Below are 12291 nucleotides of genomic sequence, written 5' to 3'. Positions count from 1 at the left end.
GATCACCTGTACCGGCCTCTTCGCGGGCAAGCCCGCTCCCACAGGTATTGCACAAACCTCAAGGCCTGTGGAGTCCCTGTGGGAGCGGGCTTGCCCGCGAAGAGGCCGGTACAGACAGCTGATTACTCGGCAGGAAACACCAGGGTAAAACGGGTAGGCCCTAGGGGGCTGCTGTTCACTTCGACCCGCCCACCATGCAATTGCATGATCGACTTCACGATCGCCAACCCCAACCCGGTCCCGCCCTCCAGCCGTGAGCGCCCCGATCCCACCCGGTAAAACCGCTCGAACAAGCGCGACTGATGCTCGGCAGCAATGCCAGGCCCTTGGTTCTCCACAGATAGCCGTACTTCGCTGCCAGAGCGTTCGATACGCAGTTCGATGGGCTCACCCTCAGGGCCATGCCGTATCGCATTGCTCAGCAGGTTCGACAACGCCCGCTGGAACATCAACCGGTCACCCAGCGCCGTACCCCAGCCCTGAACCCGCAATTCAATCGTTTTCACTTCGGCGCTGAAAGCAAACAGCTCGACCACCCTTGCAGCCTCGTCGGCCAATGCCATCGGCTTGAGCGCGATCTGCACTTGAGGCTGGCTGACCTGGGCGAGAAACAGCATGTCGTTGATGATGCGGTTGAGCCGCGTCAGCTCCTCGATGCTGTCTTCCAGCACTTCCCGGTAGTTGGCGTTGTCCCGCTCACGGGCCAGGGTCACCTGCGCCTTGCCCATCAGGTTGCTCAATGGGGTGCGCAGTTCATGGGCCAGATCGTCGGAGAACTGCGACAACTGGCTCACGCCCTGATCGAGGCGATCGAGCATGACGTTGATGCTGCTGGCCAGTTCTGCCAGCTCCTGTGGCAAGCCAGTGGCGGGCAAACGATGCTGCAGGTCCTGGGCCGAGACCTGCCCGGCAATGCGCCGGAAGTGCCGCAGGGGTTTCAGGCCGCGTTGCATCAGCCACCAGGCGCCCGCGCCAATCAAGACCAGCAGCAGTGGCAGCGCGAGCAAAGTGGAATGCAGGTAAGCCTGCAGCAGGGCGTTGTCGTCGGCGCGGTTGAGCGACATCATCACCTTCACCGGCGTGTTGTCGCGCAGGCGCATCAGCCGGGTCACGGTGAGGATCTGATTGCCGCTGCTGTCGCGCCAGGCGTGAAAGCTCAGGCGGGCACCAGTGTGCAAATCGCCCACCTGCGACTCCAGAGCCGGGCCGAGGCTGAGCAGGTGCGGGTGGCGGCCCTCCAGGGCCATGACGCTGAGGCTGAGGTTGTCATGCCCCATTACCAGGTCGAGCAGGGGATGGGCGCGGCTGCCCAGGTCTTCGCTGCGCAGGTCAACGCGCAGGTTGTGCTCGACCTGCAGCATCTTGCGCGCCAGGTCTTTGCGTGCGCGGTTGTCCAGTTCGTGATCCAGAGCGAACACCGCCAGGCAGGCAAGCAGCAGCACGAGTGCGGCGCCCATCAGTGTGACGCTCAGGCCCAGGCGCAGCGACAGGCTGGGGTTTTTCAAAAGCGCGCCTCAAGTACATAGCCTACGCCACGCAGGGTGTGGATGAGCTTGTTGTCGAACGGGTCGTCTATCTTCGCCCGCAGGCGCCGGATCGAGACCTCGACCACGTTGGTGTCGCAGTCGAAATTCATGTCCCAGACCAACGAGATGATCTGTGTGCGCGACAACACTTCGCCGGTCTGACGCATCAGCAGGTGGAGCAGCGCGAACTCCTTGGCGGTCAGGTCGATGCGTTGCCCGGCGCGGTAGGCGCGGTGGCGGCCGGGGTCCAGCTCCAGGTCGGCGACGCGCAGGGTGCTGGGCTGCAGTTGCTGGTCGTTGCGGCGCAGCAGGCTGCGGATGCGGGCCAGCAACTCGGGGAACTCGAAGGGCTTGAGCAAGTAGTCATCGGCACCCAGGTCCAGGCCTTTGACCCGGTCGGCGAGACGACCGTGAGCGGTGAGCATCATGATGCGCGTGGCCGACTCGGCACGCAGCCGCTGCAGCACGGTCCAGCCATCGAGTTCAGGCAGGTTGACGTCGAGGATGACCAGGTCATACGGCTGCTGGCGGGCCAGGTGCAGGCCGTCGGTGCCCGTGTGAGCGCAGTCGACCACGTAGCCGTTTTCGCGCAGGCCCTGTTGCAGGTAATCGGCGGTACGCAGTTCGTCCTCGATGATCAGTAGGCGCATGAAGGGGCTCGGTGTGATGAAAGGGGGCGATTCTCGACCCTGTAGTGGCATCAGGGTCAAGGGGCGGGATGTTACGGCATGAGAAAGGAATCGCGGCGCAGATAACGGATTTGTAATGCTGCGGTTATCTGGCTGTCTGTTCTGCGCAGATTGCAGGACTGTAATCCCCGCCTCACCTTGCTGTTAGCTTCCCCTCACTAGGATGGCCGTGTCTGATCGGTTATCACGAGGCAACCACGATGAACCTGACCAAATACCTGCTGTTGGCCACCCTTGCCCTGGGCAGCGCCAGTGTTTACGCCGAGGGCGGTGCGGAACGCTCGAAGCAGTTCTGGCAAGCTTTCCGCGAAGACCAGCAGCGCCTGCACGGCGACAAGCAACAAGCCGTTGCCGAACGCGAGCGCAAGGCGCAAGAGAAGGCCCGCGAGGTGGCCAAGGACTGAGGTAACAGCACCTGCGCGCGACAGCTCCTCGGCGCAGGTGTATTCAGGCGCCCGATCGGGCGCCTTTTTTATTTGCGCGCCAGCAGGGTGGCACGGCGTGGGGCCGGCAGGCCTTCGATGGTCTTGCTGTGGTCGTTCGGGTCGAGGAAGTCGCCCAGCGACTGATAGCGCATCCACTCGGTGCTGCGCTGTTCCTCGACGCTGGTCACGCACACATCGACGCAACGCACATCGCTGAAACCGGCACGGCGCAACCAGCGCTCCAGGGCCGGAACCGATGGCAAGTACCAGACGTTGCGCATCTGCGCGTAACGGTCTTCAGGTACCAGTACCTGGTTTTCGTCGCCTTCGATCACCAGGGTTTCCAGCACCAGCTCGCCACCTTTGACCAGGCAGTCCTTCAGCGCCAGCAAGTGTTCGATGGGGGAGCGGCGGTGGTAGAACACGCCCATGGAAAACACCGTGTCGAAACCTTCCAGGTTGGCGGGAAGGTCCTCCAGGGCGAACGGCAGATGCCACGCCGGCAGCTCCGGCAGGTATTGCTGCACGGCCTGGAACTGGCAGAAGAACAGCCAGTTGGGGTCGACGCCAATCACCATGTCGGCCCCGGCACCGAGCATGCGCCACTGGTAGTAGCCGTTGCCACAGCCCACGTCGAGCACGCGCTTGCCTTTGAGGTCCAGGTGCGGCGCAACGCGTGACCATTTCCAGTCCGAATGCCACTCGGTGTCCACATGCACGCCAAACAGGTCGAACGGGCCTTTGCGCCAAGGTGACAGGCCCATCAGTGCCTGGCGCATTTGTGCACGGGTGGCGTCGTCGCAGTCGCAGTCCAGACGCAGCCCGTTGACCAGGTCAATCTCGCTGGGCTTTAGCGCGGGCAGGGCATCGAGCGCACCACGCCAGCGGTCGAGGTCACCGTGGCCTTTCTCCAGCTTGGCTTCCAGTTGCGCTTGCAGGCCTTGCGACCAGGAAGCCAGGGGCGTGCCCGCCAGGCGGCGGACGAGGGGGGACAGATCGATCATGGCAGGGCTATCAACGAGGCGAAGTTAAGGCATTGGAACCAGGGCACCACTTTCGAGAAACCGGCGGCGCGCAGGCGCTCCTGGTGGGCTTCGAGGGTATCGGGGCGCATCACGTTTTCAATGGCGCTGCGCTTCTGGGCGATTTCCAGTTCGCTGTAGCCATTGGCCCGCTTGAAGTCCAGGTGCAGTTCATTGAGCAGGTCCTGCTCTTGCTCATCGGCGAACCGCAGCTTTTCCGAGAGGATCAGCGCGCCACCGGGCAGCAGTGCCTGGCGGATACGGCCGAGCAGTTCCAGGCGCTGGTCGGGGGCGATGAACTGCAGGGTGAAGTTCATCGCCACTACCGAGGCGGGCTCGAAGGGCAGGGTAAGGATATCGGCCTCCAGCACCTGCACCGGCAGCAGCTCCTGGAACATCGAGTCCTGGGCGGTGAGGTACTGGCGGCAACGCTCGACCATGGCGGCGGAATTGTCCACCGCGATCACCCGGCAGCCGTCGCTGCGCACATGGCGGCGCAGCGACTGGGTGACTGCCCCCAGCGATGCGCCCAGGTCGTACAGCGCGGTATTTGGCTGGGCGAAACGCGCGGCCAGCACACCGAGGTTCTCGACGATGGTCGGGTACCCGGGCACCGAGCGCTTGATCATGTCCGGGAACACACGCACCACGTCCTCGTTGAAGACGAAATCAGGCACCTGCTCCAGGGGCTGGGAGAAGAGGCGGTCGGGTTGTTTGCTCACGGCAGGCTCGATACAGGGTGAAACGGGGGCGCATTTTATCCAATGGCCGCGCATCTTGCCATGGCAATGCTTCAGGGTCGGAGCGTTCAGACCGGGAGCAGTGAACTTTCCCACAGTGCTAAGTTATCAAGATGAATGAATTCAGTCGGATGAAGAAGGACACTTCGAATGCAGGTTGACTGGATTTGAAAAAGGATATTGGGTTAAGTGATGAGTGCCAATACTGGGCGGGAAGAAGTTACCGTAGATGAACTGGACCCGGTGTCCAAGGTCAAGATGTTGCCGGAACGCTATTTTACGTTCATCGAGAACCGGCTCGAGGGTGGCCAGCACGTTGGCAGCTTATTGACGGCTGATAATCTGAAGGTCATCAAACGATACGCCAATACTGTAAATCAGTTGCCACACACGCGAGCTGAAATCGAACGCGAAGTCGATTATGCGGCACTCGGCCTTGACGCCTCGATGGTTCATGACCTGTATACGGCACTGCACAGGCATGTGTACGAATGGGACATACTGGAGCGTAGCATCAAGCAACTGGGTCCTGAAATTGAACTGTTCGCTGAAAGCCTGGTACAGCGTGGCGGCAGCCTGCTTGCGCACCTTGAAAACAGTGATGTCTTTTTGGCAATCAAGCAGCGACAGGCCGAGCAGGGCGATGATGTTTATACGTCGGAACTGAGTGAAGAAGATCAAGCGCAGATCGCCAGTGTGCTGACACTTGGCATCAACGAACTGGTCAGGGAAATTGAAGGCACTCGCCGGCGAATCGATGACGTCGATGCACGTGCCAACTGGTTCAACAGTGAGATCAAACGCGAGCTGAAGCCGCGAATGGTACGGTTGTTGAAACACTTCGACGAGAAGGTTTCCCATGAAGACATTCTGATGAAACGGCGGCAGCTGGATCAATGGGACGAACAGATTGACCAGTTGAAGTCCGAGTACGATGCCAATGTGGGCTACGCGTTCACGGGTATCTTGTTGGGGCCGATTGGCCTGGTCATCACCGGCGGTGTGTTCGGTGACAAGGCAGAAAAGATCCGGGCCAGAAAAAACGCGTTGATCGAAGAGCGCGAAGAACTGGCGAATGCGCTGGGCAGGATGGCCCCCGCGCTGAACGACTTCGAGCGTATCTCGACATTGGTCAGGGACCTGCAGTTCAGGTGCAAGGACCTGTCGGCAGCAACCCGCCGCCTGGCAGATGTATGGCTGTTTCTGGCCTCGTACGCCAATAACTCCGTGAACGAAGCCAAAGAGCTGAGCACCCTCACTCAACTTGAATCGTTTGTTCACGATTTCTCTGAGGTTATCAAACCGTGGAGCAAGATAGGCAATATCTGCCACACATTGTCTGAGTTATTTAATGAATTGATTGAAGAATATGAGGACGTTTGACATGGACGTGACCAACGTTAATGCGACCCTGCCGGATTTCGTGCAGATGCAAACCGTGCAAGATCAGGTATTCCACCTGATACAAAGCTGGGACATGAACGTGTTGCCCGGGGCGCGTGAGCAACTGGGTGAACTGCGTACATTGTTGCTGGGTGTCGAACGCGCCTTCAAGGAGAGCCTGATAGGCGCTATCGTTTTGCTGGAGGACCGCGATTTCATTCCGAGCAAACTGGGGGGCGATACCCATTACCGGCTTGCCAGTGTGCTAAGCCGTTTAAACCAGCTTCATGCGCTGTTATCCAGGCAGAATCTGCGGTTGGAACTTTTCACACTGTCTGCCTTGGTAGAGCCGTTATCGGAACTGGACAAACGAATCGTCAGCCTCCAGAGCCAGGCGTTAGCCTTCGATCAACGACTGGCCCAGTTGCGCCAGCAGCGGGCAGATATTGGCCAGGCTATCGAGTTGTTCGAAAGGCCGTCCGTTGCCAGTGCGCTGAAGGGCTTGATCCCGAGCGATGATGACATTGACCAGGTCATCGGGTTGATCACGGACCCGAAAGTTGATGCCAGCCTGTTGAAGGCTGTGACAGGGAAGTTGGCCAAGCATGCTGATGCACTGGAGGGGGCCAAGACGTTCAGTGACTTGAGCAAGGTTCGCACCCGGCTTGATGCAAAAATAGAGGAAGCGCTGGGCGACCAGCGGCAGCTGCAGCGAGCCTTGCAGAGTGCGCAGGGTGAGCGGGAGGCGATCACGGCGTTGTCTGGCCTTGAACCACTCAAGAACGCGTGGTTGCACGAACTGCGCAAGGTGGAACTGGAGTGGCAGGCGCAGGCCGTGAAGCTCAACGCGACGATGGGCCTGGATGCTGCCACGGTCGCGTTGAAAGACCTCTGTGACTACCTGAAGGTCGTGCAGATGGCGTATGACCGCAGCTGATCGTGCTCAGCGGACGATAATCTTGCAGTCGAAGGTTTGCACCGGGGCGACGTCTGCGGCCCACGGCTGCTGGTAGACCAGCACCAGTTGGGCGTCTCCGGTGCTGCAGGCCTGGAAGCGCCAGGTGGAAACACCGGCGCTGCCGACCACGTCTTCTTCTTCGGGGGCGCTGTATACCTCCGGGCCAAGGCTGCGCAGTACGCTTGAGGCTGGGTTTTCGACACGCCAGCGATAACCGGTGGACGGGTTGCTGGGCAAGCTCAGGGTGAGTGCCTGGCCTACCTGCAGCCGTGTTGGGCATTCACTCTCGGCATCCAGTTCGATGGGCTGTGTGGGGTGCTGGGCACAGGCGGAAAGCAGGGCGAAGCTCAGGGGAACGAGCAGACGAGGGGCGGTCATGTTGGCTCCGGGGGCTGGCGATGGCCCGAGGATAACCGATGATCGAGGGTTTTGTGTTGTCGGTGCTGGCCTCTTCGCGGGTTTAGCCGCGAAGAGGCCGGTGCAGGCTAGAACAGGACCTTGGCCACATCGGCAAAGCGCTTGGCGAAGTGAACCGTCAGGCCTTCGCGCAAATAGTCCGGCAGTTCTTCAAAGTCCCCTCGGTTAGGCTCTGGCAAGATCAGCTCGAAGATTTTCTGCCGCCGCGCCGCAATCACCTTCTCGCGCACACCACCAATCGGTAGCACCTGGCCGGTGAGGGTCAACTCGCCGGTCATGGCCACGCCTTTTTTCGGCGCCTGGTCGCGGGCCAGCGACAGCAGGGCACTTGCCATGGTGATGCCAGCGCTCGGGCCATCTTTGGGCGTAGCCCCTTCAGGTACATGCAGGTGGATGAACGCTTCGTTGAAGAAGCCAGGGTCACCGCCAAACTGCTTGAGGTTGGAGCTGACATAGCTGTAGGCAATTTCGGCCGACTCCTTCATCACGTCACCCAGCTTGCCAGTCAGCTTGAAGCCACGGTTGAGGGTGTGAATGCGGGTCGCCTCGATTGGCAGCGTGGCGCCGCCCATGCTGGTCCAGGCCAGGCCCGTGATCACGCCTTTGCCAGCCAGTACCTGCTCGCTGCGGAACACCGGCGTGCCGAGCGCGGCTTCGAGGTCCTTGGTGCCGATCTTCAGTTTGGCTTCAGGGTCTTCCAGCAATTTGACCACGGCCTTGCGCACCAGCTTGCCCAGTTGCTTCTCCAGCTGGCGCACGCCGGCTTCGCGGGCGTAGCCTTCGATCACCATACGCAGGGCGCTGTCGCTGATGCTGAGGCTGCTTTTGGAGACGCCGGCCTTTTCCAGTTGCTTGGGCCACAGGTGGCGTTTGGCGATGGCCAGTTTTTCCTCGGTGATATAGCCGGACAGGCGGATCACTTCCATGCGGTCGAGCAATGGGCCGGGGATCGAGTCGAGGGTGTTGGCAGTGCACACGAACAACACCTTGGACAGGTCCAGGCGCAGGTCGAGGTAGTGGTCGAGGAAGTCGACGTTCTGCTCCGGGTCGAGGGTTTCCAGCAGCGCTGAAGCCGGGTCGCCCTGGTAGCTCTGGCCCATCTTGTCGATTTCGTCGAGCATGATCACCGGGTTCATCACTTCGACGTCTTTCAGGGCTTGCACCAGCTTGCCGGGCTGGGCGCCGATGTAGGTCCGGCGATGGCCCTTGATCTCGGCCTCGTCACGCATGCCGCCGACGCTGAAACGGTAGAACGGCCGGCCAAGCGACTCGGCGATGGACTTGCCGATGCTGGTCTTGCCCACCCCGGGCGGGCCGACCAGCAGCACGATCGAGCCGCTGATCTCGCCTTTCCAGGCCCCCACGGCGAGGAACTCGAGGATGCGTTCCTTGATGTCGTCGAGGCCGGCATGGTACTGGTCGAGGACCTTGCGCGCATGCTTGAGGTCGAGCTTGTCCTTGCCGTAAACACCCCACGGCAGGGCGGTGGCCCATTCGAGGTAGTTGCGGGTGACGGCGTATTCGGGTGAGCCGGTTTCGAGAATGGCCAGCTTGCCCATTTCTTCATCGATGCGCTTGCGTGCCTGGGGCGGCAAGGTCTTGCCCTCCAGGCGCTGCTCGAACTGTTCGAGGTCGGCACTGCGGTCGTCCTTGGTCAGGCCCAGCTCTTGCTGGATGACCTTGAGCTGTTCCTTGAGGAAGAACTCGCGCTGGTGTTCGCCGATCTGCCGGTTGACCTCGGCCGAGATCTCGTTCTGCAGGCGCGCGACTTCCACCTCTTTGCGCAGCATCGGCAGCACCTTTTCCATGCGTTTGAGCATGGGTACGCAGTCGAGTACTTCCTGCAACTGGTTGCCGGTGGCCGAGGTGAGCGCGGCGGCGAAATCGGTGAGCGGCGACGGGTCGTTGGGACTGAAGCGATTGAGGTAGTTCTTCAGCTCTTCGCTGTACAACGGGTTGAGCGGCAGCAGCTCTTTGATCGCGTTGATCAACGCCATGCCGTAGGCCTTGACCTCGTCGGTGGGCTCGGCGGGCTGGCGCGGGTATTCGACTTCAACCAGGTAGGGCGGGCGGTGGTGCTTGAGCCAGGTGCGGATGCGTACCCGGGTCAGGCCCTGGGCAACGAACTGCAGCTTGCCGTTCTCACGGCTGGCATGGTGCACCTTGACCAGCGTGCCGTACTGCGGCAGCGCGGCGGTGTCGAAGTGGCGGTGGTCTTCTGGCGGGGTGTCCATGAAGAACAGCGCCAGGCAGTGGTCCGGCGACTTGGCCACCAGGTCGAGGGTTTCGGCCCAAGGTTCTTCGTTGACGATGACCGGCAGTACCTGGGCCGGGAAGAACGGGCGGTTGTGGATCGGGATCACGTAGACCTTGTCCGGCAGCTGCTGGCCGGGCAGGGCGAGGGCATGGCCGGTTTCGGCCTGCGTGGTGGTGTGTTCGACTTCGCTGTGTTCGTCGGGGTGTTCCGGGAAATCCTGCTGGTCGCTCATGGGGCACCTGCGTGAATGACTATGGTGCTTAGATGGGGCAGGGTGGGATGGGTTTCAATGGTAGACGAAGGCAGCAGGCAGGGCTTTCATCTTTGGTTGGCTATCCCGGCCTCTTCGCGGGCAAGCCCGCTCCCACAGGTACGGCGCCTGCCTTGAGGGCAGCACAGAACCTGTGGGAGCGGGCTTGCCCGCGAATGCGGCAGCACAGTCACCGCATCACTTGAGGGTTATTCCGCGAGTTTGTAAGCGATGATGTAATCGCCCATTTTGGTGCCCAGCGAGCCATGGCCGCCGGCAGTCACCAGCACGTACTGCTTGCCATCCTTGCCGGTGTAGCTCATCGGCGTGGCCTGGCCACCTGCCGGCAGGCGGGCTTTCCACAGTTCCTTGCCGTTGTTCACGTCATAGGCGCGCAGGTACTGGTCGAGGGTGCCGCTGAGGAAGCCGACGCCACCAGCGGTCACGATCGAGCCGCCCATGCTTGGCACGCCAACCGGCAGGCCGATCGGGACCGGGGTGCTGTCGCGGGTGGTACCGTTCTTGTGCTTCCACACCACCTTGTTGGTGAACAGGTCGATGGCGGCAACGTAACCCCAGGCCGGGGCCTGGCACGGTACGCCCAGTGGCGACATGAACGGGTGCATGGTCACGGCGTACGGCGCGCCGGTATTCGGCTGCACGCCGCTGGTCTCGCTTTCGCGCTTGCTGCCTTCGGCAACCTGCTCACGCGGGACCATCTTCGACACGAAGGCCATGTAGTTGGGCGAGGTGAACAGCAGCTGGCGCACCGGGTCGACCGACACGCTGCCCCAGTTGAACACGCCGACGTTGCCTGGGTAGATCAGTGAGCCCTGTTCGGACGGCGGGGTGTACTGGCCTTCGTAGCGCAGCTCGCGGAACTGGATGCGGCACAGCATCTGGTCGAACGGCGTCGCGCCCCACATGGCCTGTTCAGTCAGCTCAGGGCCGAGCAGGTTGAGGTCGGAGCGGGCCTGGGTCGGCGAGGTGTGGTCGCCCTTCACCGCGCCTTGCGGGGTAGGGATTTCGCGAATCGGTACGATTGGCGTGCCGTCGCGGCGGTCGAGCACATACAGGCTGCCTTGCTTGGTCGGCACGATGATCGCCGGTTTCACGCCATCGTCGGTCTTCAGGTGTACCAGGGTCGGCTGGCTGCCGACGTCCATGTCCCACAGGTCGTGGTGGGTGAACTGGTAGTTCCAGCGGGCCTTGCCGGTGGCCAGGTCAAGCGCGACCACGCCGGCGCTGTACTTCTCGGCGCCCGGGGTGCGGTCGGCGCCCCACTGGTCCGGGGTCTGGTTACCCAGCGGCAGGTAGATCATGCCAAGGTCTTCATCGACGCTGGCGATCGACCACATGTTGGCCGAGTTGCGGCTGTACAGCTTGCCCGGAGCCAATGGCTTGGTGTCGTCCGGGTTGTTGCTGTCCCAGTTCCATACCAGGTGGCCATCGTGCACGTCGTAGGCACGGATTACGCCGGACGGCTCGTTGGTCGACTCGTTGTCGGTCACGTGGCCGCCGATGATCACCAGGTCACGGGTAACCGCAGCAGGCGAGGTGGAGTAGTAGCCGCCGGCGGTGAACGGGCCGATGCCGGTGGTGAGGTCGATCACGCCCTGGTTGGCGAAGCCTTCGCATACCTTGCCGTTGTCGGCGTTGATGGCGATCAGGCGGGCATCTGCGGTAGGCAGGTAGAGGCGGCGCGGGCAGGCCTGGGCCACGGCTTGGCCTGCGTCGGTGATTTTCGGTGCCGGGCTGCCGTCGCGGCTGACGTAGCGGTTTTCGTCATAGTACGAAACGCCACGGCAGGTCATGTGGGCAAAGCCCTTGAAGGTGCCGACCGGGCTTTTGACCTGAGGGTCGTAGCGCCAGATTTCCGCACCCGTGTCCGGGTCCAGGGCCAGCAGGCGGCTGTGCGCGGTGCAGGCATAGAGCATGCCGTTGACCTTCAGCGGGGTGTTCTGGTTGGTCAGCTCCACCGGGTCGTTTTCGGTCGGCAGGTCACCGGTACGAATACGCCAAGCTTCTTCCAGGCGGTAGGCGTTTTGTGGGGTGATCTGGCGCAGCGGCGAGTAGCGGTCGCCATGTTCGGTACGGCCGTAGGCCTGCCATTCACCGTCGGGCATGGCCGGGGCGGCACTGGCCATTTCACTGCTTTCGCGGCCCAGTTCGCCGAACACTTCACCGGGGTGGGTGAACTGGCTGGCGACCGCGCAAGCGCCCGATGCGACCACGGCAACGCTCAGCAGCGCAGTGTTGGCTTTGCTGGCCGGGCCGATCAGCGGGCGACGTGCCCATGGCAGCAGCAGCACCACGCCGATGGCGAACCAGATGGCCAGGCGTGGCACCAGTTGCCACCAGTCCAGGCCCACTTCGAGCAGGGCCCAGACGGTGCTGGCCAGCAGTACCAGGCCATACAGGCCCAGGGCAATACGGCGCTGAGCCAGCAGCAGGATGCCCGACAGGGCAAAGCCGATACCGGCGATCAGGTAGTACAGCGATCCACCCAGCTGGCTCAGCTTGATGCCGCCAGCCAGCAGGGCCAGGCCCATCAGCAACAGCAGCGCGCCCATCAGGCGCGGTAGCCAGCGGCTTCCATTGTTGGCACTTTCAGTGCTCATCGT

At 62.0% G+C, this 12291-nt stretch carries 10 protein-coding genes; 3 read left to right on the top strand and 7 right to left on the bottom strand.

What is annotated here, in order from left to right:
- Positions 1 to 122: 122 nt before the first annotated feature.
- Positions 123 to 1505 carry a heavy metal sensor histidine kinase gene (locus QQ992_RS22605; RefSeq protein WP_286111112.1) on the bottom strand — a complete coding sequence of 461 codons (1383 nt, stop codon included), beginning with the start codon at positions 1503 to 1505 and terminating at the stop codon, positions 123 to 125.
- Entirely contained in the window at positions 1502 to 2176 is a 675-nt protein-coding gene (locus tag QQ992_RS22600) for a heavy metal response regulator transcription factor (RefSeq protein ID WP_003258489.1), read from the bottom strand. Before QQ992_RS22600 ends, QQ992_RS22605 begins: the two co-directional genes overlap by 4 nt.
- A 239-nt stretch (positions 2177 to 2415) precedes the next feature.
- Between QQ992_RS22600 and QQ992_RS22595 the strand changes: the two genes are divergently transcribed.
- Positions 2416 to 2619: a hypothetical protein gene (locus QQ992_RS22595; RefSeq protein WP_003252072.1), complete on the top strand. Its 204-nt coding sequence runs from the start codon at positions 2416 to 2418 to the stop codon at positions 2617 to 2619.
- Between the two features lie 68 nt (positions 2620 to 2687).
- Here QQ992_RS22595 and cmoB read toward each other — a convergent pair whose 3' ends face one another.
- Complete coding sequence (cmoB, locus tag QQ992_RS22590; RefSeq protein WP_198750963.1) at positions 2688 to 3644, bottom strand: tRNA 5-methoxyuridine(34)/uridine 5-oxyacetic acid(34) synthase CmoB; 957 nt, start codon at positions 3642 to 3644, stop codon at positions 2688 to 2690.
- Positions 3641 to 4384 carry a carboxy-S-adenosyl-L-methionine synthase CmoA gene (gene cmoA / locus QQ992_RS22585; protein ID WP_286111111.1) on the bottom strand — a complete coding sequence of 248 codons (744 nt, stop codon included), beginning with the start codon at positions 4382 to 4384 and terminating at the stop codon, positions 3641 to 3643. The genes cmoB and cmoA overlap by 4 nt, the downstream gene beginning before the upstream one ends.
- Before the next feature lie 210 nt (positions 4385 to 4594).
- Between cmoA and QQ992_RS22580 the strand changes: the two genes are divergently transcribed.
- Both QQ992_RS22580 and QQ992_RS22575 read left to right on the top strand, forming a co-directional pair.
- The gene (locus QQ992_RS22580) at positions 4595 to 5785 is read left to right on the top strand and encodes an alpha-xenorhabdolysin family binary toxin subunit A (RefSeq protein WP_286111109.1); all 1191 of its coding nucleotides are present in this window, start codon (positions 4595 to 4597) and stop codon (positions 5783 to 5785) included.
- A gap of 1 nt (position 5786) precedes the next feature.
- Entirely contained in the window at positions 5787 to 6722 is a 936-nt protein-coding gene (locus QQ992_RS22575) for an alpha-xenorhabdolysin family binary toxin subunit B (RefSeq protein ID WP_286111107.1), read from the top strand.
- Between the two features lie 6 nt (positions 6723 to 6728).
- Here the strand turns inward: QQ992_RS22575 and QQ992_RS22570 are convergent, their stop codons facing one another.
- From QQ992_RS22570 to QQ992_RS22560, 3 genes are all read right to left on the bottom strand, one after another.
- Positions 6729 to 7121 (bottom strand): protease inhibitor I42 family protein, encoded by a 393-nt coding sequence (locus QQ992_RS22570; protein WP_286111106.1) that lies wholly within the window; start codon positions 7119 to 7121, stop codon positions 6729 to 6731.
- Positions 7122 to 7228: 107 nt separating this feature from the next.
- Positions 7229 to 9649 carry an endopeptidase La gene (gene lon / locus QQ992_RS22565; RefSeq protein WP_286111105.1) on the bottom strand — a complete coding sequence of 807 codons (2421 nt, stop codon included), beginning with the start codon at positions 9647 to 9649 and terminating at the stop codon, positions 7229 to 7231.
- Positions 9650 to 9876: 227 nt separating this feature from the next.
- A complete protein-coding gene (locus QQ992_RS22560) occupies positions 9877 to 12288 on the bottom strand; it encodes a glucose/quinate/shikimate family membrane-bound PQQ-dependent dehydrogenase (RefSeq protein ID WP_286111104.1) in 2412 nt (803 codons plus the stop codon).
- Between the last annotated feature and the right edge of the window lie 3 nt (positions 12289 to 12291).

It is taken from the genome of Pseudomonas kurunegalensis, assembly GCF_030291635.1.
GTDB lineage: Bacteria > Pseudomonadota > Gammaproteobacteria > Pseudomonadales > Pseudomonadaceae > Aquipseudomonas > Aquipseudomonas monteilii.
Note: the sequence above shows the minus strand (reverse complement) of the source record. Positions and strands in the feature narration are given on the sequence as shown.

Coding starts and splice junctions, on each gene's coding strand:
- QQ992_RS22600 (WP_003258489.1), bottom strand. CDS start 2,176: ATGCGCCTACTGATCATCGAGGACGAACTGCGTACCGCCGATTACCTG.
- QQ992_RS22580 (WP_286111109.1), top strand. CDS start 4,595: ATGAGTGCCAATACTGGGCGGGAAGAAGTTACCGTAGATGAACTGGAC.
- QQ992_RS22570 (WP_286111106.1), bottom strand. CDS start 7,121: ATGACCGCCCCTCGTCTGCTCGTTCCCCTGAGCTTCGCCCTGCTTTCC.
- QQ992_RS22595 (WP_003252072.1), top strand. CDS start 2,416: ATGAACCTGACCAAATACCTGCTGTTGGCCACCCTTGCCCTGGGCAGC.
- lon (WP_286111105.1), bottom strand. CDS start 9,649: ATGAGCGACCAGCAGGATTTCCCGGAACACCCCGACGAACACAGCGAA.
- QQ992_RS22560 (WP_286111104.1), bottom strand. CDS start 12,288: ATGAGCACTGAAAGTGCCAACAATGGAAGCCGCTGGCTACCGCGCCTG.
- cmoB (WP_198750963.1), bottom strand. CDS start 3,644: ATGATCGATCTGTCCCCCCTCGTCCGCCGCCTGGCGGGCACGCCCCTG.
- QQ992_RS22575 (WP_286111107.1), top strand. CDS start 5,787: ATGGACGTGACCAACGTTAATGCGACCCTGCCGGATTTCGTGCAGATG.